Annotated in this window: 20 protein-coding genes and 1 pseudogene; 11 read left to right on the plus strand and 10 right to left on the minus strand. The window is 69.2% G+C overall.

Annotated features, from left to right (window positions below; genetic code table 11):
- The first annotated feature begins 147 nt into the window (after positions 1-147).
- Together RCH22_RS12105 and RCH22_RS12110 are read left to right on the plus strand one after the other, a co-directional pair.
- Positions 148-1,479, plus strand: coding sequence for a bifunctional o-acetylhomoserine/o-acetylserine sulfhydrylase (locus tag RCH22_RS12105; protein WP_327014183.1), 1,332 nt, complete (start codon positions 148-150; stop codon positions 1,477-1,479).
- 147 nt (positions 1,480-1,626) lie between these two features.
- Positions 1,627-2,052, plus strand: coding sequence for a MarR family transcriptional regulator (locus tag RCH22_RS12110; RefSeq protein ID WP_327014184.1), 426 nt, complete (start codon positions 1,627-1,629; stop codon positions 2,050-2,052).
- A gap of 4 nt (positions 2,053-2,056) precedes the next feature.
- Here RCH22_RS12110 and RCH22_RS12115 read toward each other — a convergent pair whose 3' ends face one another.
- Positions 2,057-2,569 (minus strand): CarD family transcriptional regulator, encoded by a 513-nt coding sequence (locus RCH22_RS12115; protein ID WP_134449786.1) that lies wholly within the window; start codon positions 2,567-2,569, stop codon positions 2,057-2,059.
- An 89-nt stretch (positions 2,570-2,658) separates the two neighbouring features.
- The gene (locus RCH22_RS12120; protein WP_327014185.1) at positions 2,659-3,285 is read right to left on the minus strand and encodes a TetR/AcrR family transcriptional regulator; all 627 of its coding nucleotides are present in this window, start codon (positions 3,283-3,285) and stop codon (positions 2,659-2,661) included.
- Positions 3,286-3,436: 151 nt separating this feature from the next.
- On the opposite strand from RCH22_RS12120, the gene RCH22_RS12125 reads away from it, so the two are divergent.
- The 5 genes from RCH22_RS12125 to RCH22_RS12145 all read left to right on the plus strand — a co-directional run bounded on the left by RCH22_RS12125 (position 3,437) and on the right by RCH22_RS12145 (position 9,082).
- Positions 3,437-4,639, plus strand: a complete 1,203-nt coding sequence (locus tag RCH22_RS12125; protein WP_327014186.1) for a homoserine O-acetyltransferase — start codon at positions 3,437-3,439, stop codon at positions 4,637-4,639.
- 156 nt (positions 4,640-4,795) lie between these two features.
- Positions 4,796-5,644 (plus strand): hypothetical protein, encoded by an 849-nt coding sequence (locus RCH22_RS12130; RefSeq protein ID WP_327014187.1) that lies wholly within the window; start codon positions 4,796-4,798, stop codon positions 5,642-5,644.
- Positions 5,645-5,861: 217 nt separating this feature from the next.
- Positions 5,862-7,031 carry an ATP-binding protein gene (locus RCH22_RS12135; protein ID WP_327014188.1) on the plus strand — a complete coding sequence of 390 codons (1,170 nt, stop codon included), beginning with the start codon at positions 5,862-5,864 and terminating at the stop codon, positions 7,029-7,031.
- Positions 7,028-8,332: a hypothetical protein gene (locus RCH22_RS12140; RefSeq protein WP_327014189.1), complete on the plus strand. Its 1,305-nt coding sequence runs from the start codon at positions 7,028-7,030 to the stop codon at positions 8,330-8,332. The genes RCH22_RS12135 and RCH22_RS12140 overlap by 4 nt, the downstream gene beginning before the upstream one ends.
- A gap of 69 nt (positions 8,333-8,401) precedes the next feature.
- A complete protein-coding gene (locus RCH22_RS12145) occupies positions 8,402-9,082 on the plus strand; it encodes a response regulator transcription factor (protein WP_327015522.1) in 681 nt (226 codons plus the stop codon).
- Positions 9,083-9,174: 92 nt separating this feature from the next.
- On the opposite strand, the gene RCH22_RS12150 is transcribed toward RCH22_RS12145, so the two are convergent.
- The 3 genes from RCH22_RS12150 to RCH22_RS12160 form a co-directional block, all read right to left on the minus strand.
- Positions 9,175-10,455, minus strand: coding sequence for an MFS transporter (locus RCH22_RS12150; protein WP_327014190.1), 1,281 nt, complete (start codon positions 10,453-10,455; stop codon positions 9,175-9,177).
- Positions 10,456-10,547: 92 nt separating this feature from the next.
- Positions 10,548-10,874 (minus strand): thiamine-binding protein, encoded by a 327-nt coding sequence (locus RCH22_RS12155; RefSeq protein ID WP_327014191.1) that lies wholly within the window; start codon positions 10,872-10,874, stop codon positions 10,548-10,550.
- A gap of 2 nt (positions 10,875-10,876) precedes the next feature.
- Positions 10,877-12,202 carry a glycosyltransferase family 87 protein gene (locus RCH22_RS12160; protein ID WP_327014192.1) on the minus strand — a complete coding sequence of 442 codons (1,326 nt, stop codon included), beginning with the start codon at positions 12,200-12,202 and terminating at the stop codon, positions 10,877-10,879.
- 120 nt (positions 12,203-12,322) lie between these two features.
- Here RCH22_RS12160 and RCH22_RS12165 point away from each other — a divergent pair, with 120 nt between their 5' ends.
- Both RCH22_RS12165 and RCH22_RS12170 read left to right on the plus strand, forming a co-directional pair.
- Positions 12,323-13,255 (plus strand): ABC transporter substrate-binding protein, encoded by a 933-nt coding sequence (locus RCH22_RS12165; RefSeq protein WP_327014193.1) that lies wholly within the window; start codon positions 12,323-12,325, stop codon positions 13,253-13,255.
- Positions 13,256-13,503: 248 nt separating this feature from the next.
- A pseudogene (locus tag RCH22_RS12170) lies at positions 13,504-14,195 on the plus strand (amino acid ABC transporter ATP-binding protein).
- Positions 14,196-14,244: 49 nt separating this feature from the next.
- Here RCH22_RS12170 and RCH22_RS12175 read toward each other — a convergent pair.
- The gene (locus RCH22_RS12175; protein WP_327014194.1) at positions 14,245-15,102 is read right to left on the minus strand and encodes an ADP/ATP-dependent (S)-NAD(P)H-hydrate dehydratase; all 858 of its coding nucleotides are present in this window, start codon (positions 15,100-15,102) and stop codon (positions 14,245-14,247) included.
- A gap of 29 nt (positions 15,103-15,131) precedes the next feature.
- Between RCH22_RS12175 and RCH22_RS12180 the strand changes: the two genes are divergently transcribed.
- Entirely contained in the window at positions 15,132-16,265 is a 1,134-nt protein-coding gene (locus RCH22_RS12180; protein ID WP_327015523.1) for an NADH:flavin oxidoreductase/NADH oxidase, read from the plus strand.
- 4 nt (positions 16,266-16,269) lie between these two features.
- Here RCH22_RS12180 and RCH22_RS12185 read toward each other — a convergent pair whose 3' ends face one another.
- The 4 genes from RCH22_RS12185 to RCH22_RS12200 form a co-directional block, all read right to left on the minus strand.
- Entirely contained in the window at positions 16,270-16,647 is a 378-nt protein-coding gene (locus tag RCH22_RS12185; RefSeq protein ID WP_327014195.1) for a VOC family protein, read from the minus strand.
- Positions 16,648-16,753: 106 nt separating this feature from the next.
- The gene (locus RCH22_RS12190; RefSeq protein WP_327014196.1) at positions 16,754-17,836 is read right to left on the minus strand and encodes a hemolysin family protein; all 1,083 of its coding nucleotides are present in this window, start codon (positions 17,834-17,836) and stop codon (positions 16,754-16,756) included.
- Entirely contained in the window at positions 17,829-19,256 is a 1,428-nt protein-coding gene (locus tag RCH22_RS12195; protein WP_327014197.1) for a hemolysin family protein, read from the minus strand. Before RCH22_RS12195 ends, RCH22_RS12190 begins: the two co-directional genes overlap by 8 nt.
- A 189-nt stretch (positions 19,257-19,445) precedes the next feature.
- Entirely contained in the window at positions 19,446-20,885 is a 1,440-nt protein-coding gene (locus RCH22_RS12200) for a GuaB1 family IMP dehydrogenase-related protein (protein WP_327014198.1), read from the minus strand.
- Positions 20,886-21,015: 130 nt separating this feature from the next.
- On the opposite strand from RCH22_RS12200, the gene RCH22_RS12205 reads away from it, so the two are divergent.
- Positions 21,016-24,798, plus strand: coding sequence for a multifunctional oxoglutarate decarboxylase/oxoglutarate dehydrogenase thiamine pyrophosphate-binding subunit/dihydrolipoyllysine-residue succinyltransferase subunit (locus RCH22_RS12205; RefSeq protein WP_327014199.1), 3,783 nt, complete (start codon positions 21,016-21,018; stop codon positions 24,796-24,798).
- Positions 24,799-24,856: the final 58 nt, after the last annotated feature.

Here is a 24,856-nt window from a genome sequence, read left to right on the forward strand (position 1 = left end):
GTGCCGGGCTAAATCCGCGGAGGCGGTCGCGTGTCGGCCAGATGACGCAGTGTTTCGCGAGCGTTGCCCGGCCCCGCAACGCGTGCCTAAACTCGCACTCAGAGCGAAGGACCGTCCTCGCTTGTCAAGGATTACAGGGAGTTCTTCATGAGCGACAACGCGGCCGCCTGGCAGTTTGAAACCAAGCAGGTGCACTCGGGCGCGCACCCCGACCCGGTCACCAACGCACGCGCCACCCCGATCTACCAGACCACGTCCTACGTGTTCAACAACGCGCAGCACGCCCAGAACCTCTTCGCCCTCGCCGAGTTCGGCAACATCTACACCCGCATCATGAACCCGACCCAGGCCGTCGTCGAAGAGCGCATCGCCGCGCTCGAGGGCGGCACCGCGGCGCTGCTGCTCGCCTCCGGCCAGGCCGCGTCGACCTTCGCCGTGCTCAACATCGCGCAGGCCGGCGACCACATCGTCTCCTCAAGCTCGATCTACGGCGGAACCTACAACCTCTTCAAGTACACCCTCGCCAAGCTCGGCATCGAGACGACCTTCGTAGAGGACCAGGACGATGCAGCAGAGTGGGCCCGTGCCGTGCGCCCGAACACCAAGCTGTTCTTCGCCGAGACAATCGGCAACCCCAAGATCAACGTGCTCGACATCTCGCTCGTCGCCGACGTCGCCCACCAGAACGGCGTTCCGCTCATCGTCGACAGCACGATCGCGACCCCGTACCTGATCCGCCCCTTCGAACACGGCGCCGACATCGTCGTCCACTCCGCCACCAAGTTCCTCGGCGGCCACGGTACGATCATCGGCGGCGTCATCGTCGACGGCGGCACCTTCGAGTGGTCGAAGAACGTCGAGAAGTTCCCCGGCCTCACCGAGCCGGACCCGTCCTACCACGGCGTCAGCTACACCGGCGCGGTCGGCGACGGCATCGCGTACATCATCAAGGCACGCGTTCAGTTGCTCAGGGACCTCGGCAGCGCAATCGCCCCCGCGAGCGCGTGGCAGCTGATCCAGGGCATCGAGACCCTGAGCCTGCGCATCGAGCGCCACGTGCAGAACGCCCAGGACATCGCGGAGTGGCTCGAGAGCCACCCCGACATCGCCTCGGTCAACTACGCCGGCCTGCCGTCGAGCCCCTGGTATGCGACCGCCAACAAGTACGCGCCCAAGGGCGTCGGAGCGGTCGTCTCCTTCGAGCTCAAGGGCGGGGTGGATGCCGGCCGCGCGCTCGTCGACAACCTCGAGCTCTTCAGCCACCTGGCCAACATCGGCGACGTCCGTTCGCTCGTGATCCACCCGGCCTCGACCACCCACGCCCAGCTCACCCCGGAGCAGCAGCTCACGAGCGGCGTGACCCCCGGCCTCGTGCGCCTGTCCGTCGGTATCGAGAACATCGCCGACCTCAAGGCAGACCTCGAGCACGGGCTCGCCGCCGCGCGCGCCGTGGTCGAGGCCTCCCGCGCGAACGCCTGACCCGCACCACAGCACCCCTGACCGATTCGACGGAGATTCTGCCGAAATTGTACGTTGCAGGCCGTTTTCGGGCCGCGCGCGGCACAATCTCCGTCGAATTGGTTCAGAGAACGATCCGGATGACGGGTCCGTGAATATCCTGTCGGTATGACTGACCTTCGACCGATCGGATACTGGCTCAAGCTCGTCGACCAACTGATCAACGAGCAATTCGCGACGACCCTCGAGGAACACGGGGTGACGAGGCGGCAGTGGCAGCTGCTCGGGATGCTGTCCCGCGGACCGGCCTCGGTCGAGCAACTCACGAGCGGGGTCGCCCCGTTCCTCGACACCGAGGGTGAGACCGTCGTCGAACACCTCGCCGAACTCGTCGAGAGCGGGTGGGTCACTGTGTCGGAGTCCGGGTACGCGATCACCGAACGCGGCAGGCTCGCCTACCAGCGCCTCGCCGAGGTCGTCTCGGTGAACCGGGATGCCGCGACCCAGGACGTCAGCCCTGCCGAATACGCCACGACGCTCGCCACCCTCGAGCGGGTCGCCCGCAACCTCGGCTGGACCGGCGACCCGGAGTAACCCCCTAGGCCGCAGTGGTGCCGGTCGCGGGGATCGAGCTCGCGAGCACGGTGTCGAGGACGGCGGATGCCTCTTCGCTCGTCGAGCTCTGGGCGAGTGCGAGTTCGGAGACGAGCACCTGGCGGGCCTTGACGAGCATGTTCTTCTCCCCGGCGGACACGCCGCGCTCCTGGTCACGACGCCACAGGTCGCGGACGACCTCGCCGACACGGTAGACGCTGCCGCTCGCCATCTTCTCCTGGTTGGCCTTGTACCGGCGCGACCAGTTCCCCGGCTCCTCGACGAAGGATTCGCGGAGAACGTCGAACACGGCCTGGACGCCGGCGCTGTCGATGACGTCGCGCACGCCGACGAGCTCGGCGTTCTCGATCGGCAGCTTGATCGTCAGGTCGTTCGCGTGCACGGTGAGGGTCATGAACTTCTTCTCGATCCCCTTCACGGCGCGGGTCGTGATTTCAGTGATGGTGACCGCGCCGTGGTGCGGGTAGACCAGGGTTTCTCCCACGGTGAAATTCATATGCTGCCTCTGTTCGTTGGTGATGCGGGGTTCTCGCGACCATCGTCGGTCGGTTGTGTGGTGGCGTGTGGGGCGGCGGGTGCGCGGCGCTAGGCCGCGTCGACCAGCCATTCGGGTAGGAATTCGACCAGCTGGTCGACGATCTCGTCGTCCGTGACGTCGAGCTGGCCGCGCATCCAGGCGCTGATCAGGGTGAGCGCTCCCCCGGCCACGTAGGTGGCGAAGGACTCGGGGTGCACGACTCTGGGCGTGCCAGAGAGCACGACGAGCGATTCGACGAGGCGGCGCGAGTACGCTTCGATCTCGTCGTCGTATGCCGTGCGAGTGATCGGCAGGTCGAGCACACTCGAGTACAGCGGGTAGTGCTCCACGATGTGGGAGATGAGCCGCTGGTAGCCGACCCGTGCGGCCGGGGCCCCGGAGAGGTCGTCGCTCAGCAGGTCGAACCCGGACACGCCGATCTCGGCGAACTGCTCGCGGAGGAACCCGGTCGCGAGATCGTCGAGGCTGCTGAAGTGCGCGTAGAACGAACTGCGGCTGATCGAGGCCGTGCGCACGATGTCGCTGACCGAGACGGATGCGACGCGCTGGGTCATCAGCGTGCGGACCGCTGTGAAAATGGCCTGCCTGGTGCGTTCCGCCCGCGGGTCCGAGGCACGCACGGCGCTGATTGTACCGCGCACCACGCTTTCTCGGACATACTCGGTGCGGGTCATCACGACAGTCTAGCACTTCTCGGACACCTGTCCGAGAAGTGGGCCCGGGGGCCGGATGAGCGCCGCAACAACCGCACGTATCCAGCCGCACGAAACAAGCCGCGCGTAACAAAGGGACGTGGGCGCGTCAGACCGGGCAGAATGAGGGCATATGGAATGGCAGACCTCGGCGGACACGGTCCCGTCCAGCTTCATCACCGAGGCTCAGGCGCGCTCGCTGTTCGGCAAGCCCCCGGCGACGGGCGCGTGGCGGGACGGCGACCCCGTCGGCAACCGCAGGTTCCAGGACGTGGGCGCACTCGACCTCGAGGCCGGCGGACGACTGGGCGCCGTCCGGATCTCCTACGAGACCTGGGGCGAACTCTCCCCCGCGCGGGACAACGCGGTGCTCGTGCTGCACGCCCTCACCGGGGACAGCCACCTGCTCGGCGCGGCAGGGCCCGGCCATGCGACCGCCGGCTGGTGGGGCGGCATCGTCGGCCCCGGCCTGGCCATCGACACCGACCGCTATTTTGTCGTCGCGCCGAACATGCTCGGCGGTTGCCAGGGCAGCACGGGCCCGTCGTCCCTCGCTCCGGACGGCTCGGAGTGGGGCATCCGCTTCCCCTACCTGACCATCCGCGACCAGGTCGCCGCTCAGGTCGCATTCGCCGACCGGATCGGGATCGACGCCTGGGCCCTCGTGGTCGGCGGGTCGATGGGGGGAATGCACGCCCTCGAATGGGCGATCGACCGGCCGGACCGGGTGGAGAGGCTCGCGATCCTCGCGGCGCCGCCCGTGACGACGGCCGACCAGATCGCCCTGAATTCGGTGCAGATCGAAGCCATCCGCAGCGACCCGCTGTTCCGGTCCGGCGATTACTACGACGCCGTCGACGGCGACGGTCCGACACGCGGGCTCGCCCTGGCCCGGCGGATGGCCCTGCTGAACTACCGCAGCCCGTCCGAGCTCAACGAGCGTTTCGAGCGCGGCTGGCAGAGCCGGATCTCTCCGCTCGGCTCCGGCGGCCGGTTCGCCGTCGAGTCGTACCTCGACTTCCACGGCAACAAGTTCACCCGACGTTTCGATGCGAACAGCTACATCGTCCTCGTCGAGGCGATGAACTCCCACGATGTGACCCGCGGCCGGGGTTCCCTTGCCGAGGCCCTCTGCTCGATCGAAGCAACCACCCTCGTCGTCGGAATCGACAGCGACCGGCTGTTCCCCGTCGAGGGCCAGCGCCGGATCGCGGCACACCTCCGCAATGGCCTCGACGGCACCGAACCCGTCGTGCTCTCCTCGAGCTACGGCCACGACGGCTTCCTGATCGAGAATGCCGCCGTCGGCGAGCAACTCGGCCGCCTTCTCCGCTGACATTCACGCCGGCTGGACGTCGGCTGATTCCGCCGGCTATCACACCGACTTTTCCGCTACCGCCCTGCGATTGACAGGGCAGGCATTCCGGACGACCCTGACAGGGAGTCCGGCCACTGCCTGCCTTGTCCAGACCGCCCAGCGAAGAGGAGTCCCGTGATGAAAGCCGGCTACGTCGTCATGGTCATCGTCGGAACGCTGCTCGCCGTGTCCGGCATCGGCTTGCTCGCAGCCGGGGTCGCCGCCGCAACGGTCGCGGCGCAACAGGGCAGGGACGGGTTCCTGACCACGCCGAGCGGCTCGTTCTCCGTGGCCTCGTACGCGATCACCTCGCCGAACCTCACGACGGAGAGCAACTCCGGCACCGGAACCCGCGCCCAGGCGGGTTCCGGCGGGACGCCCTCCGGGCTCGCGACCGTGATGCTCGAGGCGACGAGCGCCCGCGGCACCGGGGTCTTCATCGGCATCGCACCGCGGACGGAGGTGGATCGCTACCTCGCATCTGTCGCGCACAGCGAGCTCACCTCCGTGAACTCCGCGCCGTTCCGCACGGAGTACCGCGAGGTGCCCGGCAGCAGACGGCCCGCCCGCCCGGGCAGCCAGACCTGGTGGACGGTCGCGGCCTCCGGGCCGGGAACGCAACGCCTGGTCTGGCCGGTCGTGAGCGGCGACTGGGCCGTCATCGTCATGAACGCGGATGCGACGCAGGGCGTTGACGTCAACGCGCGGGCCGGCGTCCGGTCCGGCCTCTTCGTGCCGGCGGCGGTCGCCCTGCTGCTCGGCGGCGGGCTGCTGCTCGTGGCCGGGGTGCTCCTCGTGGTCTGCGGCGCGTTGGGCCTCGGCAGGCGCGACTCCGCACAGGGGCCGGACGGGCACGGCGGCCCTGTCGGAGCGACGGGCACTGTCGGAGCGACGGGCACTGTCGGAGCGACGGGTGGCGGCACCGAAACGAGGGGCACCGGACCGGGGGGAATCGACGAGGCTGCTAGGGTGAAAACAACCTGAGGAATCACGGATGCTGACCCGACAAAGCTCGAGGCGCCGAACTATTCCCCCTGCACGCGCCCAAATACCCCCGGCTCAACCCGTTCCCGGCGAACCCCCCGCTCGCGTGGCCCGTAAACAAGGCACATTCGTGAAACTGAGTGCCACGCGCGCGTCGAAACCGGCCGCATCCGGATATGGTGCTTTCTGGAGCACGACGAGGGGTAATGCGACGGGTATGCAACGCATTTTCAAGGAACGGGATCGACTGCTGCGCAGGGGCGCGCAGCTGACGGGACTAGCGGGTTCCGTCGCCACGTTCCTCGCGCTCCTGGTGCCGGGCGCCCTCGACCGGTTGGCGCTCGCCCTGAGCCTTCCCCTGCTCCTTGTCATCGTCGGTGCCCAGTACCTGCTCGGCCGCAACGGGCACCTGCGGTGGGCGGCACTCCTCGTCGTCTGCGGGGTGGCCATGATCCTCGTGATCGGCTTCGTCAGCAGGGGAACATCGGGACTCAACCTCGGCGAACAGGCAGTGATCGCGTGCGTCGCCTCGCCCGCGATCGGTTCCATCGCCCTGGTACTCGTCACCACCACGCGCCGGCTGATCATGATGGGCGTCGCCTTCGGCGCGACGCTCGCGAGCGTGCTCGCTGCCGCGCGGCTCAGCAGCGACGCGCTCGTCCCGGTCATGCTCACGATCACCGGCTGGATCGCGATCGCGATCGCCGGCTGGTGGATCGCGCAGAGCATCCCCCGCGTCATGCAGCGCATCGCCGAAATCGGCCGCGCGCACCTCGCTGAACGGCACGCGAGTGAGCTCGAGGCCCAGCGCCGGCAGGACGCCAGGCTCCTGCACGACACCGTCCTCGCGACCCTCACTCTTCTCGCGCACTCGGGCGTCGGCGTGAGCCCCGCCGCCTTGCGCCAGCAGGCCGGCGATGACGCCCGGCTGCTCAGGCAGCTCCGGCTCGGCGGGCTCCCGACCCCGCACCGCTCCGGGGTCTACACGCTCGAGCCCGCGTCGGAGTCGACCCTCGGCAGCACCCTCGAGTCCGTGAAACAGCGCTTCAAGCGGATGGGGCTCGACGTGGACTGGCACGGGAGCGGCCAGGTCCTGCTGCCGAGCACCGTTCTGGACTCGTTCCTGCTCGCCCTGGGCGAGTGCCTCGAGAACGTGCGCAGGCACGCAGGGGTCGCCCGCGCCGACGTCACGATCACGGACGACGACACGACAGTTCGTGCCATGGTCACCGACGCCGGCGTCGGCTTCGACCTCGCAGCGGTGAGCCCGGAACGCCTCGGTTTCGCCGAGTCCGTCGTCGCCAGGCTCCGCGACGTCGGCGGCAACGCCCGGCTGTTCTCGTCCCCGGGTTCGGGAACGACGGTCGTACTCGAGGTGCCCAAATGAGCACCCGCGGCGTGACTGTGCAGCCGGAGCGCGGCATCCGTCGACCGGCCAGGCGCGCCGTCACCGAAGCCGGCCCGCTCGAGGAACACGGACGCCAGGAGCGCCAGGATCGCCGCCGCAGCTTCCGCAGGCCGGAGCGAACGGTCAAGACGACGCGCGCCAACCAGAGCGGCCTCGGAGGACGCCACCTCGGAAGCGGCCTCTCCGTCGCCGGCGGCATCGTCGCGGCCTATCTGTTCTGGGAGTACGTCGAGCAGTGGCCCCGGTACACGACTCCCGTCCCGACCCTCGTGGCGTGGGTGATTCTCGTGGCGGCGACGGCGTTCGCGATCGCTGTCGTTCAGCGGCTCGCCGCACGGATGCCCGACTGGCTGTTCGCGGCGGCCCTCGCGTCCGGCGCGGTCGTCATCGCCCTCGACCTGGCCGGCTCGCGCGCCGGCGCCGACCGGGGGGTCTTCCCGACCGCCGCCGCCGCGGTCGGGAGCCTGCTGATCGCGCTCGTGACCGTTCGGCGCGGCAGGGACGTCGTTTCTTCGACGGCCGTCCTCGGAACGCTCCTCGCCGTGTTCGCGACCACAGAGCCGCGCAGCGACCCGCTGTCCTTCGCACCGGAGCTCGTCGCGTTCGGGCTCGCGGTGATACCCCCGCTCCTCGGCGTCGCGATCGTTCGCTCGTTCCACCGGATGGTGCAGCGCGAACTGGACCTCGTGCTCGTGCAGAGCACGGTCTCCCAGCCGCGGTTCGCCGTCGGCATGCTCGCCTCCGAGGAACTCGCCCGGATCGACCTCGACGCGGAGACCCTGCTCGACGACGTGTCCAAGGGCCGCACCGCGCTCCCCCTCAACGCGGCAAAGTCGACGACAGCGTCTTCGCTCGCGACCCAGTTGCGGCTGCACCTGATCCAGGGCCGCCGGGAGACCTGGCTGTACCACGCCATCACGGAGTCCGAGTTCCTCGGCCCCTCGGTGAGCCTCAACGACCCGGCCGGACTCGCCGGGCTGCTCGATCCCGCCCAGCGTGACGCCCTGCTGCGCACCATCTGGCTCCTGATCAGCGACACCCAACGCCCCGAGGCATCCGTCGCCCTCTCCCTCGGTCCGATCCGCCCGACGAATGGCCTGATCGACCGGCAGAAGTTACGATTCCCCATCGAATTGGCCACGACGGGTGTGCCTCGGCGCCGGGTCGACCCCGAGACGTGGCAAGCTATCCGGGTAGTTGGCCCGCACATCGCGTCGAGCCGGGGCGGCAGTCTCCACGTGGAGATCGAGTGCAGCATTGACAATCCCGCAGATGCGTGAAATTTTCTGGTCCGGCATCGCCGGGCTTCCAGTCGGATGCACAGGCAACAGGAGGCAACAGTGACGAACATCAGCACGACAACCCGGGCGGTGGCGCCCAGTCGGGAGAATCCGATCCGGCTTGCTCTCGTGGACGACCACCGGATGCTGCTGGGGGCGTTGACGGAGTGGATCCGCGGCGCCGCAGACGACATCAACATGGTCGCCGCGGTGACGACGTGGCCGGAACTCCTCACCCACCCCGAATTCCCGGTGGACGTCGTTCTCCTCGACCTCGATCTCAAGGACAACATCCCGGTTTCGCTCAAGATCTCGACCCTCAAGACGGCCGGTGTCAAGACCGTCCTGATGAGCACGTACTCGGAGCCCGGCCTCGTGCGCGAGGCACTCGCCGCCGGGGCACTCGGCTACCTCGTCAAGAGCGAAGAAGCCGGCATGATCGTCGACGCGATCCGGGCCGCCTTCGACGGGGAATCGTACATCTCCGCTGAACTCGACGAAGCTCTCAGCGCGGGAACGGGCGGCGGTTCGCCGAGACTGAGCGCACAGGAACGCCGCGTGATGGCGCTCTACGGTGCCGGCGAGCCCGTCAAGGCCGTTGCCCACCAGCTCGGCATCTCCGAAGAGACCGCCAAGTCCTACCTCAAGCGGATCCGCGAGAAGTACCGTCTTGCGGGCTTCGACGTCGGAACCAAGGTCGCGCTGCGGAAGCGCGCGATCCACGACGGGATCCTGCTGCAGACGGACTGATCTCCAGCTCCCGACCACCCGTCGGAGTCTTCGGTGGCCGTCGCAGGCGCAGACCGCGCCGACCCGAGTCGCAAAAGGTTCGGACTTCGGCGTTAAGCGGCGTCCGTGACGACCTCGATGAGGGCGGTGCCGTACGGCACGTGCCGTCCGTTGCGGCGCCAGGACCGGTCGATCGCGAAGCTCACGACCGCGAGCGAAAGCCCCATGACGCTCAGGGCCGCGCCGATCCAGACCGGGGCGACGTAGCCGAGGCCGCCGGCGATGGCCAGGCCGCCGAGGAACGCGCCGAGCGCGTTGCCGATGTTGAGGGCCGAGTGGTTGAGCGCCGCCGCAATGGACTGGCTGTCGTGCGAGACATCCATCAGCCGGGTCTGGATGGCCGGGGACAGCCCGGCCGACGCGCCGCCGACCAGGAAGACGCCGGCCAGGAGTCCGGGCAGGAACTGGGCAGAAAGGGCAAGTCCCACAAGGGCCATGATCATCACCGCGAAGAACCCGTAGAGGGTGCGGCGGACGCTCTTGTCGGCCAGGTGGCCGCCGAGCAGGTTGCCGATGGTCATGCCGAGGCCGATGACCACGAGCACGAGCGGAACGGCGCCCGCGCCGAGGCCGGTCACCTCGATGACCAGCGGGGCGACATAGGTGTAGACGGCGAAGAGGCCGCCGAAACCGATCGCCCCGATACCGAGCGCGAACCAGACCTGCAGCCGGCCGAACGCCTTCAGCTCGTTGCGCATCGTCGCGCGCGGGTTACCGGCCTGGAACGGCACGAGCAGGATCACGGCGAGGAAGGTGACCGCGAAGACGGCGGCGACGACGAGGTAGGCGACCCGCCAGCCGGACACCTGCCCGATCCAGGTGATCACGGGCACGCCGATCACGTTGGAGATGGTCAGGCCGCTGAGCACGAGCGCGACGCCGCGCGCCCGCTTGCCCGCGCCCATCAGGTCGGCAGCGACGAGCGAGGCGATGCCGAAGTATGCACCGTGCGGGAGCGCGGCCACGAACCGGGCCACGAGCACGAGCCCGAACGTCGGCAGCAGGGCGGAGGCGATCGTCGCGAGGGTGAACGCGGCGAGCAGGGCGAGCAGCAGCTGTTTGCGCGGCCAGCGTGCCGCTGCGGCCGCGATCGTCGGGGCTCCGACGACGACGCCGAGAGCGTACGCCGAGATCAGCCAGCCGATCTGGGCGTTCGCGGCGTCCGGCGCGGTCGCGTAGAGGCCGGGCAGGAGGTCCCGCGCGAGGTTCGGCAGCAGCCCCATCGCCACGAATTCGGTCGCGCCGATGCCGAAGCCGCCGAGGGCGAGGGAGAGCAGGGCCAGGCGGATCCGGGCCGGAGACAGAGTCGCCGACCCGTCGATGGGTGGGGGCATGCGGTCCAGCCTAGGGCCGGACGGTTGCGGCGGGAAGCGGCGGGAAGCGGCGGGAAGCGACCGGCAGCATCCGCCTGCCCGTGCCGTGCCTGCTATGACGCGCCGCCGGCCGCCCGTGCGTTCTCGAGCGCGACCTCGAGGCGTTCGATCTTGCCGGTCAGCTCGCCGGTGCGACCGGGGCGGATGTCCGCCTTGAGCACGAGGGACACCCGCGGGCCGAAGGCGCCGACGGCCTCCGTGGCGGCCTTGACGACGGCGAAAACCTCGTCCCAGGAGCCCTCGATCGTCGTGAACATCGAGTCGGTGTGGTTCGACAGGCCCGAGGCGCGGACGATCCGGACGGCCGCGGCGACGGCGTCGTGCACGGAACCCTCGGCATCCTGGGCGCCGGAGGGCGAGACGGAAAAGGCGACGAGCATGATTACTCCCTGGGGATGAGGATCGGGCGGTCGAGGCCGGCCGCCGGTGGGTCGTGCGGGGCGGCATTGTCGTCGCCGTGGCGGTTGCCGTGGTGGGCGGAGCGGCTGCCGAGAGCCCACACCTCGCGGACGGCCCAGGCGAGCACGACGAACTCGAGAACGTTGCGCACGGAGAGGGCGAGCACCATCAGTGGGTTCGCGACGAGCAGCCAGTCGTACAGGTAGGGGTAGACGACCTGGGTGAGCCCGGCGATGACCGTGACGAGAATGGTCGGGGTCCGCCAGCCTCGCCCCCGCAGCAGGATACCGAGGATGGTCGGCGCGGCGAGCCAGATCACGAACTGCGGCGAACCGACCTTGTTGACGGCCATCAGCGTCACGACGAGCGCGAGGACGAGCGGCGGGAACAGCCTCTCGGAGCTCGCCCCGGCCCGTGTCGCCCGCACCGCGATCAGCAGCACCGCTGCGATGCAGAGCGCGAGCACCGGCGTCATGAGCGCGACGGCGATGAAAGATCCTGGGCCGACGACCTGGAAGGTGAGGATGTCGTGGTCGTAGTAGATGTAGCTGCCCGGCATCCGCAGCGCGGCCTGTACCATCCAGATGGCGCCGACGGGCGACTCGATCTGGATGCCGCGGTTGGCCTGCTCGGAGATGAAGCTGAACACCCGGAGGCCGCTGCCGAGGCTGAGCGCCGCGATCACGATGACGGCGCTCGTGCCGAGGAAGGCGTAGCCGGCGCGCACCCGTTGCTTCGAGGCGATGACAAGCGCCGCGATGACAGCGATCGGCCAGATCTTCACCCACGTCGCGAGAGTGAGGATCACGGTGCCCCAGACCGGCCGGGTCCGCAGCCACAGCACGGCGAGGATGACGAGCGGGGCCGTGATCGAGTCGATCCTGGCGAGCGCGATCGGACCGAGCAGCAGGAGGAAGGCCAGCCACCAGCCCGCGGCGAGGAGCGCGCGCGGTCCGCGGCGCCGCCCGGTCAGGGCCGCGAATGCGACCGCGTTGAGGAGGGTGACGATACCGAGCCAGGTCGCCGGGTACGAGGCGGTGCCGAAGGCGAGGGCCGCGAAGATAGGAACGACGGCGAGCAGGGGGTAGACGAAGGGCGCGGTGATGCCCGCGAGGGCCGCGCCGCTCGCGGCGTCGGTCGCCCAGCCGAGGTAGACGACGTCGACGTCGCCGAGCGGCCAGCCGATCGCGGCGAAGCAGATGTACACGAGCCAGGCGTGCACAGCGATGAATCCGGCCCAGAGTAGGATGCGCAGGCTCGAGCCCGACACGAACCGCACCGGTGGTTTTGGGGGAAGGGAATCGGGCACGTTCCACTTTCCCACACCCCGGTGTTCTTAACGAGACCGTCACATTCGCGGGTGCGAGCCGACGCCCGCGAAAACATGCGTCATGATGGCCAGAGACAGTCATCGCGAGGAGTGGTCAATATGGTGAATCGCCGCAGGTCCCGTCACGTTTTTGTGCTCGCCCTCTCCGTGGCGGGTGCGCTCCTGTTGAGCGCCTGTTCGGCAGCAAGCCCCACCCCGATCAGCGCCCCGTCCACGAACGCGGGATCGCTGAGCTCCCCCGATCCCACGGCGTACCTCACGCCGGGCAAGCTCACGATCGGAACCGGGGAACCCGCGTACTTCCCCTGGGTGATCGACGACTCACCTGCGTCCGGCAAGGGCTTCGAAGCCGCCGTCGCCTACGCCGTCGCCGGCAAGCTCGGCTTCGCGAAGGAGAACGTGACCTGGGTGCGGAGCACCTTCGACGAGGCGATCGCTCCGGGGCCGAAGGCCTTCGACTTCAACCTGCAGCAGTTCTCGATCACGGCCGAGCGCGCCCAGCAGGTCGACTTCTCCTCGCCGTACTACGAGACCACCCAGGCCGTAATCACCATCAGCACCTCTCCGGCGGCCGCCGTGACCTCGCTCGCCGGGCTCAAGGGTCTCCTGATCGGGGCCGCGACCGGCACGACGAGCTTCACGGAAGCGGAGAAGCTGATCGCACCGACCCAGGGTGTGCAGGCGTTCAACACGAACGACGACGCGAAGCTCGCGCTGCAGAACGGCACCGTCGACGCGATCGTCGTCGACCTCCCGACAGCGTTCTACCTCACCGGTGTCGAACTCGACGGCGGCACGATCATCGGGCAGCTGCCCGATGCCGCAGCGGGGTCCAGCAGCCAGACCCCCACCCCCGGCGCAACGCCGGGGGCCCAGGCGGGTACCGACGAATTCGGCCTCGTCCTCGCCAAGGACAGCCCGCTGACCGCCGCCGTGAGCGCCGCCGTCGACGCCCTCCGCGCCGAAGGCACCCTCGCGAACCTCGCCGACACCTGGCTCGCCGGCAACGCGGACGCGCCCGTCCTGAAGTGACCCCGGCGGAAGGTAAAGTTGCCGGTCCCGACCGGGTCACCAACACGGTCACCGACACCGGTCTGACGACGCGGCCGCCGAGCGCGGTCGAGCTCGGCCGCCGGGCGTACCGGCGCACGCAGACCGCCCGGTCGGTGCTGCTGAGCGCGGTGAGCACCCTCCTCTTCGCGATCGTGATCTGGGTATTCGTGGTCAACACGCCGGGCTGGACCCGGGTGCAGCAGTCCTTCTTCGACCCCGCCGTCGCGGTGAAGGCCTGCCCGCGGGTGTTCGAGGGACTGTTGCTCAACATCCGTGTACTGCTCGTCGCCGCCGTCGGCGTGCTGATCGTGAGCCTGCTGCTCGCGACACTCCGCACCCTGCGCGGCGCGACGACGGGCAGGTCTGGCTCACCGGCCGGGACATCAGCGACCCACGCGCGAACGGGGACGCCGTGCGCGCCCGGATCGGCGTGGTGTTCCAGCAGTTCAACCTCTTCCCGCACCTGAGCGTGCTCGACAACGTAACCCTCGCGAGCCGGATCGTGCACCGGGTGCCGCGCCGCACGGCCGAGGCACGCGGCCTCGAGCTGCTCGACCAGATCGGCCTGTCCGCGAAGGCCCGCGACTTCCCCGACCGACTGTCCGGCGGCCAGCAGCAGCGTGCCGCTATCGTGCGGTCGATCATGACGGACCCCGAACTGCTCCTCCTCGACGAGGTGACGAGCGCGCTCGACCCCGAGCTCGTCGACGAGGTCCTCGACCTCGTTCGACAGCTCAAGCAGTCGGGAACGACGATCGTGATGGCGACCCACGAGATGGGCTTCGCGCGGGACGTCGCCGACCGGGTCGCGTTCATCGACGCCGGCCGGGTCCTCGAGTTCGGGCCGCCGGAGCAGGTCTTCGACGCCCCGCGCGAGCCCCGCACCCGTGCCTTCCTCGCTCGCATCCCCCCGCACTGACCCGCCCGACCCGTCCGCCCCGAGGCCGGGAGAAAGGTGATGGCCGGGGTCAGGGGCGGAGGAGGGCCGCGATCGTCGCGGGGATGGCCTCGGCGACATCGAGGGCCACGAGCGGGCCGCCGGCGGACGCCCGGGCCGCCGCGAGGCCGTGCACGAGCGCTGCGGTCGCCGCGAGGGCTGCGCAGGCCTCGGCATCCGATTCGAGCGCCGCGGCGTGGGTGGCGAAGAGGGCGCCGAGGATGCCCCCGAGCACGTCCCCCGCGCCGGCCGTCGCGAGCCACGGCGGGGCACCGGTCACCGTGAGCCTGGTGCCGCCGGGCGAGGCGACGTACGTCACAGCCCCCTTGAGCAACACGGACACGCCGAGCAGGTCGGCGGCGCGCACCGCCCACTTCCCCGGGTCCGCAGCGATCTCCGCGGTCGTCACGTCGACTCGCCGCCCGGAGACCGCGCCGGAGAGCAGGCCGGAGAGCTCCCGGTAGTGCGGGCTTATCACGGTCGGGCCGCTGTGACTGCCGACGAGGTCGAGGGCACCCGCGTCGCACACGATGGGAACCCCCTCGGCGAACGCGCCCTCGAGCGCCTCGAGCGTCGCCGGCGAGCGTTCGGAGGCGTCCATCCCGGAGCCGAGCAGCCAGGCCTGCACCCGCCCTTGCGCTGTGACGATCTCCGGCCTGCGCTGCAGCACGAGGCTCGTGGCCCGGCGCGGGCCGAGGTAGCGCACCATCCCGAGCCCCGTGCGCATGGCCGCCTCGACCCCGAGCACGGCGGCGCCCGGGTAGGCGCGTGAGCCCGTGCGCACTCCGAGAACGCCCCTGCTGTACTTGTCTGCGGATGCCCCTGGCACGGCGATCCACTCTCGCGCCTGCTCATCGTCCCAGGCCTGCCATCCCGCGAAACCACTCATGACCCCACGATAGATTGGTTTGCGTGCCCCTGACCCAGCCCACCCCCGCCCAGCAGCCCACCCAGCCCCTCGCCTTCCGCCCCCTGACCGTCCGGGGCCTGACCGTGCGCAACCGGCTCTGGGTCGCCCCGATGTGCCAGTACTCGATCCTGAAAAAGGACGGTGTGCCGGAGGACTGGCACCTCGTGCACCTCGGCGGCCTCGCGGCCGGCGGGGCCGGCCTCGTCATCGCCGAAGCGAGCGCGGTCAGCCCGGAGGGTCGCATCACCGCCCGAGACACCGGCATCTGGAACACGGAGCAGGCCGACGCCTGGGCCCGCATCGTCCGCTTCATCCACGGACAGGGCGCACGCGCCGGCATCCAGCTCGCGCACGCCGGCCGCAAGGCCTCGACCTGGCCGGCCTGGGAGACCGACAGCCACGGCGCCGTCCGGCACGGCACCGTCCCCGCGGCGGAGGGCGGCTGGCCGACGCTGTCGGCGTCGTCCATCCCGTTCCCCGGCTACGCGGCTCCCGTCGCCCTCGACGCCCGCGGCATTGACACGGTCGTCGACGATTTCGCCGCCGCGGCCGTCCGCGCCGTCGAAGCCGGCTTCGACGTGCTCGAGATCCATGCGGCACACGGGTACCTGCTGCACCAGTTCCTCTCCCCGCTCAGCAACGACCGCACCGACGAGTTCGGCGGTTCCCTCGAGAACCGCGCCAGGCTGCTGCTGCGGGTCGTCGCTGCCGTCCGCGCGGCGGTCGGCGAGTCGCATCCGCTCTTCGTGCGTTTCTCGGCCACCGACTGGGCCCCGGGAGGCTGGACCCCGGAGGAGACCGCCACCGTCGCCGGCTGGGCGCGCACCGCGGGCGCCGACTTCTTCGACATCTCCTCCGGCGGCAACGTCACGGGCGTGCAGATCCCGATCAGTCCCGGCTACCAGGTGCCGCTCGCCGCGTTCGTGAAGGGCGAAGCGGATGTCCCGGTGAGCGCGGTCGGACTCATCACGACCCCGTCGCAGGCCGAGGACATCCTCGCGAGCGGGCAGGCCGACGCCGTCATGCTCGCGAGGGAACTCCTGCGCGACCCGCACTTCCCGTTGCGGGCCGCCCACGAACTCGGGGCGACGATCGACTATTGGCCGCCGCAGTACCTGCGCGCCCGCTGGCCGGAGGCCTGAGGCCTCACATCCCCTGGGACACGCACAGGAAATTGCCTTCGGAGTCCCTGAACCACGCGGCCATGCCTTCGGCGTCCGTGGCGATCCCGTTCACGGTCTTGAGCCCGGGCACGTCGTACTCCTCGAACACGACGCCGCGGCTGCGCAGCGCGGCCATTTCGGCCTCGAGGTCGTCCGTCATCCAGCCGAGCGCGGTGTTCTGGGCCGTTCCGGCGTTCTCGGTCTCGTAGACCTGCAGCCTCGCCCCTGACGGCGTGCGGTACACGAGACCGTGCTCGTGCTCCTCAACGGGCTCGAGCCCGAGCTTGTCGCGGTAGAACTCCCTGGCCCGCTTCAGGTCTTTCGCGGGCAGCACCGCATAGGTTTCCAATTGGCTCAACATGAGTCGGCCTCACTTTCTTTCGGCGCAGATTCTACTCCCGCGAGCACCCGCCGTCGAGGTCCCAACCTGCCCAAAGCATCCGTCGGACCCGGGACCTCGACGCGGCTCAGAGCCGCCGGGTCGCGTCCTGCACTTCGCCGACGAGCTCTTCGATGATGTCCTCGAGGAAGAGCACCCCCGTCGTCGCCCCCACGGCGGTGAACGAGCGGGCGAGGTGCGCTCCGGAGCGGCGCATGGTCGCGAGCGCGTCCTCGAGGTCGGTGCCCTCGTAGATCGACACGAGCTGGCGGATGCGCTTGGCCGGGATCGGGTCGGCGTAGCTGCCGAGGCCGTGCCCGGCGGTGCTGCCCGTGACGGGGATTCCCGCGTCGCCGTCAAGGTCGATCACGTCCTTGAGGTGCACGTAGCCGGTCGGCTCCCCTTCGGCGGTCACGAGCACGTAGCGCGAGAAACCGTGCTTGGTGACGGCCTTCTCCACGTCGGCCGGGCTTGCGGACTCCGGCAGGCTGATCAGGTCCGCGAGCGGGACCGCGACGTCGCGCACCTTGCGGGTGGTGAACTCGAACGTCGCGCTGAGCGCGCCGGTTCCGTCGCGGAGCACGCCCTCCCTGGTCGACTCCGACACGATCGTCGCGACCTCCTCGAGCGTGTACGTGCTGTTCGCCTCGTGCTTGGGCTCGACCCGGAACAGCCGCAGGACGCCGTTCGCGGTCGAGTTGAGCGCCACGATCAGGGGCTTGACGAGGCGTCCGAAGAACACGAGCGGCGGCGCGAGCACGAGCACGGCCTTATCGGGGATCGAGAACGACAGGTTCTTCGGCACCATCTCGCCGAACACGACGTGCAGGTAGGAGACGAGCAGCAGCGTCACGATGAAAGCGATCGCGGTGAGCGCCTCGTCCGGGAGCCCGGTCAGGGCGAGCGGCGACTCGAGCAGGTGGTGGATCGCCGGCTCAGAGACGTTCAGGATCAGGAGCGAGCACACCGTGATGCCGAGCTGGGTCGTCGCGAGCATGAGCGTCGCGTGCTCCATCGCGTAGAGCGCCGTCCGGGCGCCCATCCGGCCGGCGGCTGCGAGCGGCTCGATCTGGGAGCGCCTGGCGGAGATGACCGCGAACTCGGCGGCCACGAAGAAGGCATTTCCGGCGAGCAGCACGAACAGCCAGACGATTCCTGCCCAGTCACTCATGACGGCGCTCCTTCGACTTCGCCGCGCTGGGTCGGGCGGGCGCAGAGGGCGCCGTCGCCGGCGTCGCCAGCGGCGCGGGTACGACCGCGACCGTGGTCCCTGGCTCGGACTCGGTCTCCGGCTCCGGCTCCGACGTGGGCGTGAAGCGGATGCGGTCGATCCGGCGGCCGTCGAGACGTTCGACAGAGAGCTCTCCCGTCTCGATTCCGACGACGTCGCCGACGACGGGCAGGCGGCCGAGCTCGCTCATCACGAAACCGGCGACCGTCTCGTACGGGCCGTCCTCAGGAACCACGACGCCGGTGCGTTCAAGGAGTTCGTCCGGGCGGAGCATGCCGGGGAAGGTCAGGGAGTCCGGCGAACGCACGACCCCTGCCCTGGTGCGGTCGTGCTCGTCGGCGACCTCGCCGACCAGTTCCTCGACGAGGTCCTCGAGGGTGGCGACACCGGCGGTTCCGCCGTATTCGTCGACGACGACGGCCATCTGGTAGCCGCGGCCGCGGAGCTCGACGAGGAGGCCGTCGAGTTTCATGGTCTCCGGCACGCGAACGGCCTCGGACTGGAGTGCGGACACCGGGACATCCGCCCGGCGGTGCCGCGGCACGGCGACGGCCTGCTTCACGTGCACGATGCCGACGACGTCGTCGACGCCCTCGTCGACGACGGGGAACCGCGAATACCCGGTCTGGCGGGTGAGGTCGATGACGGACTGGGCGCTCGCGTTTCGCTGGATGCTCGCGACGCGCGGGCGGGGCGTCATGACGTCGGCGGCGGTGTGGCCGGAGAAGAGCAGGGTGCGGTGCAGCAGCGTCGCGGTGTCCTTTTCGAGCAGACCGGCACTGGCAGAACGCCGCACGAGCGAGGAGAGCTCCTCTGCGGTGCGCGCTCCGGACAGCTCTTCCTTGGGTTCGATCCCGATCGAGCGGAGCGCGGCGTTCGCGCTGCCGTTGAGCACGTTCACGGCGGGCTTGAACACGGTCGTGAACAGGGTCTGGAACGGGATCACGAGCTTCGCGGTCTTGATCGGCAGGGCGAGGGCGAAGTTCTTCGGCACCAGTTCGCCGATGATCATCGAGGCGAGGGTCGCGATCACGATCGCGGCCGTCGAGGCGACGACGGGCACGACGAGTTTCGGCAGCCCCGCAGCCAGCAGCGGGGGCGCGAGCAGGCTGCTGATCGCAGGCTCGAGAGCGTAACCGGTGAGGAGTGTGGTCAGGGTGATGCCGAGCTGGGCGCTCGAGAGGTGCGTCGAGGTGATCTTCAGGGCCGCGATGGTCTTCGCGAGCCGCGTCTCGCCGCGGTCCTGCCTGGCCTCGAGGTCGCTGCGCTCGAGGTTCACGAGGGAGAACTCGCTCGCGACGAAGAGGCCGGTGCCGATGGTCAGGATGATGCCGAGGCCGAGCATGACCCACTCAAACATCGCGGGGCCCGGCGTTCGCTGTCGTTACAGCTGTCGTTACAAGGGGAAGGCCGTTCTCACGGGGAGAACGGTTACTGGGCGAATTCGCAGGAGGAGGGTCGTCCATTATTCATCCAACTATACCGTGCAGGTCCCGAGCGGGACCGGGTGCGCGTGGCACACCTGGACCCGATTGTCAGGAAGCGCCACCTACCAGGAGACCGGGAGGGCCTTGCCCTCTTCGTAGCCTGCGGCCGACTGGATCCCGACGAGGGAGCGCTCGTGGAATTCGTCGAGGTTGGTCGCGCCCGCGTAGCTGAACGAGCTGCGCACACCGGAGGTGATCATGTCGAGCAGGTCCTCGAGTGAGGGGCGGAGCGGGTCGAGGTAGATCTTCGAGCTCGAGATGCCCTCGGCGAAGAGGGTCTTCCGCGCAAGCTCGTATGCGTCGAGCCTGTCGAAGCGTTCCTGAACGGCCTTGGTCGATGCCATGCCCCAGCTCTCCTTGTAGACCGCGCCGGAGGCATCCGTGTCGAGCAGGCCCGGCGCCTCGATGGTGCCGGCGAACCACGAGCCGATCATGACGGATGCCGCGCCGGCGGCGAGCGCGAGCGCCACGTCCCTGGGGTAGCGCACCCCGCCGTCCGCCCAGACGTGCGCGCCGAGTTCGCGCGCGGCGGCGGCGGTTTCGAGCACGGCGGAGAACTGCGGCCGGCCGACGGCGGTCATCATCCGGGTCGTGCACATCGCGCCGGGTCCGACACCGACTTTCACGATGGTGGCACCCGCCCCGACCAGGTCGTTGACGGCATCCGCGGTCACGACGTTGCCCGCGACGATCGGGATGCCGAGGCCGAGCTCTGCGACGATTCCGAGCGCCCGCAGCATGCCCGCCTGGTGCCCGTGCGCGGTGTCGACGACGAGGACGTCGACACCGGCGGCGACGAGCGCGCGCGCCTTCGCGGCGACGTCGCCGTTGATGCCGATCGCCGCGGCGACGAGCAGGCGCCCGTGGGCGTCGACGGAGGGCTGATAGAGGGTCGAGCGGAGCGCGCTCTTGCGGCTCAGGGTGCCGACCATGACTCCGTGGCGGAGCACGGGGGCGAAGTCGAGTTCTGCGGCGGTCATCACGTCGAAGGCACGGCGCGGGCCGTCGATGTCCTCGGCGTCGAGGGAAGTCAGCGGGCCGTGCAGCAGGTCGCCGAGCTGGGCGTCCGGCAGGGCGGTGCCGAGCCTGGCGGCATCGATGCAGCCGAGGTATGCACCGCGGGCGTCGTTGACGACGATGCCCTGGCCGGCGACGGGGGGCACCTGGCGCAGGGCGCTCGCGACGGTTTCACCCGGCCCGAAGATGAACGGGGTGTCGAAACGGGTCGACTGGTCCTTCACCCAGCGGATCGCGGCGTCGAGTTCCTGCAGGTGCATGTCCTGCGGCAGCACGCCGAGTCCGCCGCGGCGCGCGAGGGATGCGGCGAGCCGGGGACCGGTCACCGAGTTCATGTTCGCGGACACGACAGGGATGGTGGCCCCTGTCCCGTCTCCGGGCGCGAGGGAGACGTCGAGCCTGCTCGTGACGGCCGATTCGCTCGGCACCAGGAAGACGTCGGAATACGTGAGATCGTGGCTGGGGATCGCTCCATAGAACTGCATGCAAATAACGCTAGCCCCCCGCATCGATACCCGCAGCCATGCGCGATTGGTTTAGGCTGGGCGGGCAGACCGAACCGGCGATTTTCGGCCGGGGATATCCAAAATTCAACGCAGAGAGTGGGAACCGGCTGTGTCGAGCCAGTTGACCGGTAGTGGATCCGACGAAGCAACGTCGGGTGAATTCGGAGCGAACGAGTGGCTCGTCGACGAGCTGTACGAACGGTACCTCGTCGACAAGAACTCCGTGGATGAGTCCTGGTGGCCCGTGCTGGAGAGCTACCACCAGACCGCGAACGGGGCAGGCCACGCAACGGAATCACCCGCTGCCGAGGCCGAGCCGTCGGCCCGGCCGGCGGCATCCGCCCCCGCAGCAGCAACCCCGGTCACACCGGCCCCTGTCGCATCCGCCCCGGTCGAGCCCGCCCCGATCACGGCACCGATCGCGATCATCGGCGGCCAGCGCACCGCCCGCACCACCTCGACCGCCCCGCGTTCGCTCCCCGTCCCGGCCGACGCGCCGGTCAAGGGTCAGCAGGCGCCAGCGGGCGCTGCCGAGACGCAGGACCTCGTCACCCCGCTCCGCGGCATGCAGAAGAGCCTCGCCGCCAACATGGCCACGAGCCTCACCGTGCCAACGGCGACGAGCGTGCGCACTATCCCGGCCAAGCTCCTGATCGACAACCGCATCGTGATGAACAACCACATGCGCCGGTCCCGCGGTGGCAAGGTCTCCTTCACGCACCTGATCGGCTGGGCGCTGATCAAGGCCCTCAAGATGTTCCCGAGCCAGAACGTCTGGTACGACGAAATCGACGGAAAGCCCTCCGTCGTGGCTCCCGCCCACGTCGGCCTCGGCATCGCGATCGACCTGCCCAAGCCGGACGGCACCCGCGCCCTGATGGTCCCCGCGATCAAGCGTGCGGACACCATGACCTTCGGCGAGTACCTGTCGTCATACGAAGACCTCGTCACCCGCGCGCGCAAGAACAAGCTGACCGCCGACGACTTCTCCGGCGCGACCGTGTCGCTCACCAACCCGGGCGGCATCGGCACCGTGCACTCCGTCCCCAGGCTGATGAAGGGGCAGGGCTGCATCATCGGGGCGGGCGCCCTCGACTATCCGGCCGAGTTCCAGGGTGCGAGCGTCAAGACGCTCACCGGCCTGGCCATCTCCAAGACCATCACCCTCACGAGCACCTACGACCACCGTGTCATCCAGGGTGCCGGCTCCGGCGAATTCCTCAAGATCGTGCACGAGCTCCTCATCGGCGGGCACCACTTCTACGAAGACATCTTCGCGGCGCTGCGCATTCCCTACGACCCGATCCACTGGGCGCCCGACATCAGCGTCGACCTCGCGAGCGCCGTCGACAAGACCGCGCGCGTACAGGAACTGATCAACGCCTACCGGGTCCGCGGACACCTGATGGCCGACGTCGACCCGCTCGAATACACCCAGCGCACCCACCCTGACCTCGACATCGCCAACCACGGCCTCACCTTCTGGGACCTCGACCGCCAGTTCGTCACGGGCGGCTTCGGCAGCCAGCGGCTGATGCTGCTCCGCGACATCCTCGGTGTGCTCCGCGACTCCTACTGCCGCACGACCGGCATCGAGTATATGCACATCCAGGACCCTGCCCAGCGCAAGTGGATGCAGGAAAAGATGGAGAAGACCTACGTCAAGCCCACGCATGACGAGCAGATGCGCATCCTCGGCAAGCTCAACGAGGCCGAGGCCTTCGAGACCTTCCTGCAGACCAAGTACGTCGGCCAGAAGCGGTTCAGCCTCGAGGGCGGCGAGTCCACCATCCCGCTCCTCGACGCGATCCTCGAAGGTGCGGCGAATGCCGGCCTCGACGGCGTCGCGATCGGCATGGCCCACCGTGGTCGGCTGAACGTGCTCACCAACATCGCCGGAAAGACCTACGGCCAGATCTTCCGCGAGTTCGAGGGCACCCAGGACCCCAGAAGCGTGCAGGGCTCTGGGGACGTCAAGTACCACCTCGGCACGGAGGGCAGCTTCCGCGGAAACAACGGCGTGGAGATCCCGGTGTACCTCGCCGCGAACCCCTCGCACCTCGAAGCCGTCGACGGCGTCCTCGAGGGCATCGTGCGCGCCAAGCAGGACCGCAAGCCGATCGGCACCTTCTCGACCCTCCCCGTGCTCGTGCACGGCGACGCCGCCATGGCCGGGCAGGGCATCGTGCTCGAAACGCTGCAGATGTCCCAGCTCCGCGGCTTCCGCACCGGCGGCACGATCCACCTCGTCGTCAACAACCAGGTCGGTTTCACGACGCTGCCCCTCGACGCGCGCACCTCTGTCTATTCGACGGACGTCGCGAAGACCATCCAGGCTCCGATCTTCCACGTGAACGGCGATGACCCCGAGGCCGTCGTGCGGGTCGCGGAGCTCGCATTCGCCTACCGCCAGGAGTTCAAGCGCGACGTCGTGATCGACCTGATCTGCTACCGCAGGCGTGGCCACAACGAGGGCGACGACCCCTCGATGACCCAGCCCCTGATGTACAACCTGATCGAGGCCAAGCGCTCGGTGCGGAAGCTCTACACCGAAGCACTCGTCGGACGTGGCGACATCACCGAGGCCGAGTACGAGGCCGCGCACGCCGACTTCCAGGACCGCCTCGAACGGGCGTTCATGGAGACGCACGCCGCGCAGTCCTCCTCGATCCCGATCGTCGGCAGCCAGGGCCTGTCCGCCGGCAACAACCTGCAGGACGAAGCCGTCGGCGAGCCTGCGACCACGGGCGTCCCCGAGGCGGTCGTGCACCTCATCGGGGATGCCTTCCTCAACAAGCCCGCCGGCTTCACGGTGCACAACAAGCTCCAGCAGCTGATGCAGAAGCGTGCGGACATGAGCCGGAACGGCAACATCGACTGGGCGTTGGGGGAACTCCTCGCCCTCGGTTCCCTCCTACTCGAGCGCACCCCGGTGCGCTTCGCCGGCCAGGACGCCCGCCGCGGCACCTTCGTGCAGCGTCACGCCGTTCTCCACGACCGCATCAACGGCCAGGAATGGCTGCCGCTCGCGAACCTCAGCGAGGACCAGGCCCGGTTCTGGATCTACGACTCGCTCCTGAGCGAATACGCGGCGATGGGCTTCGAGTACGGCTACTCCGTCGAACGCGCCGACGCGCTCGTGCTCTGGGAGGCCCAGTTCGGCGACTTCGCCAACGGCGCCCAGACTGTGATCGATGAGTTCGTGTCCTCCGCCGAGCAGAAGTGGGGCCAGCGGTCCTCCGTCGTGCTCCTCCTCCCGCACGGGTACGAGGGCCAGGGCCCCGACCACTCCTCGGCCAGGATCGAGCGCTACCTCCAGCTGTGCGCCGAGAACAACATGACCGTCGCCCGCCCGTCGACGCCGGCCTCGTACTTCCACCTGCTGCGCCGCCAGGCGTACATGCGCCCGCGTCGCCCGCTCGTGGTCTTCACGCCCAAGTCGATGCTCCGCCTGCGCGGCGCGACGAGCACGGTCGCTGACTTCACCAGCGGACGCTTCGAGCCCGTGATCGACGACGCGCGCGTCACAGACAAGGCCGCCGTCAAGCGCGTGCTGTTCATGGCGGGCAAGCTCTACTACGACCTGCTCAGCGAGCTCGAGAAGAACCCGAACCCCGAGATCGCACTCGTGCGACTCGAGCAGTTCTACCCGCTGCCCGCAGCCGAGCTTCAGCAGGTCGTCGCCCAGTACCCGGACGCCGAACTCGCGTGGGTGCAGGATGAGCCGGAGAACCAGGGCGCCTGGCCGTTCTTCTACTTCAGCACCAGCAAGCTGGTCAAGCGCCCGGTGCGGGTGTTCTCCCGGGCCGCCTCCGCATCGCCGGCGGCCGGCTCCGCGAAGCGGCACGCCGCCGAACAGGTCGACCTGCTGAGGAACGCACTCACCCTCTAGGCGTACCTTTCCGGTCGAGAGTTCCCGTTATGCCGGGTACTCTCGACCGGTAAGGCAC

The organism is Cryobacterium sp. GrIS_2_6, from assembly GCF_035984545.1.
In the GTDB taxonomy this organism is placed as follows: Bacteria; Actinomycetota; Actinomycetes; order Actinomycetales; family Microbacteriaceae; genus Cryobacterium.

Coding starts and splice junctions, on each gene's coding strand:
- RCH22_RS12105 (WP_327014183.1), top strand. CDS start 148: ATGAGCGACAACGCGGCCGCCTGGCAGTTTGAAACCAAGCAGGTGCAC.
- RCH22_RS12110 (WP_327014184.1), top strand. CDS start 1,627: ATGACTGACCTTCGACCGATCGGATACTGGCTCAAGCTCGTCGACCAA.
- RCH22_RS12115 (WP_134449786.1), bottom strand. CDS start 2,569: ATGAATTTCACCGTGGGAGAAACCCTGGTCTACCCGCACCACGGCGCG.
- RCH22_RS12120 (WP_327014185.1), bottom strand. CDS start 3,285: ATGACCCGCACCGAGTATGTCCGAGAAAGCGTGGTGCGCGGTACAATC.
- RCH22_RS12125 (WP_327014186.1), top strand. CDS start 3,437: ATGGAATGGCAGACCTCGGCGGACACGGTCCCGTCCAGCTTCATCACC.
- RCH22_RS12135 (WP_327014188.1), top strand. CDS start 5,862: ATGCAACGCATTTTCAAGGAACGGGATCGACTGCTGCGCAGGGGCGCG.
- RCH22_RS12140 (WP_327014189.1), top strand. CDS start 7,028: ATGAGCACCCGCGGCGTGACTGTGCAGCCGGAGCGCGGCATCCGTCGA.
- RCH22_RS12150 (WP_327014190.1), bottom strand. CDS start 10,455: ATGCCCCCACCCATCGACGGGTCGGCGACTCTGTCTCCGGCCCGGATC.
- RCH22_RS12155 (WP_327014191.1), bottom strand. CDS start 10,874: ATGCTCGTCGCCTTTTCCGTCTCGCCCTCCGGCGCCCAGGATGCCGAG.
- RCH22_RS12165 (WP_327014193.1), top strand. CDS start 12,323: ATGGTGAATCGCCGCAGGTCCCGTCACGTTTTTGTGCTCGCCCTCTCC.
- RCH22_RS12175 (WP_327014194.1), bottom strand. CDS start 15,102: ATGAGTGGTTTCGCGGGATGGCAGGCCTGGGACGATGAGCAGGCGCGA.
- RCH22_RS12185 (WP_327014195.1), bottom strand. CDS start 16,647: ATGTTGAGCCAATTGGAAACCTATGCGGTGCTGCCCGCGAAAGACCTG.
- RCH22_RS12190 (WP_327014196.1), bottom strand. CDS start 17,836: ATGAGTGACTGGGCAGGAATCGTCTGGCTGTTCGTGCTGCTCGCCGGA.
- RCH22_RS12195 (WP_327014197.1), bottom strand. CDS start 19,256: ATGTTTGAGTGGGTCATGCTCGGCCTCGGCATCATCCTGACCATCGGC.
- RCH22_RS12200 (WP_327014198.1), bottom strand. CDS start 20,885: ATGCAGTTCTATGGAGCGATCCCCAGCCACGATCTCACGTATTCCGAC.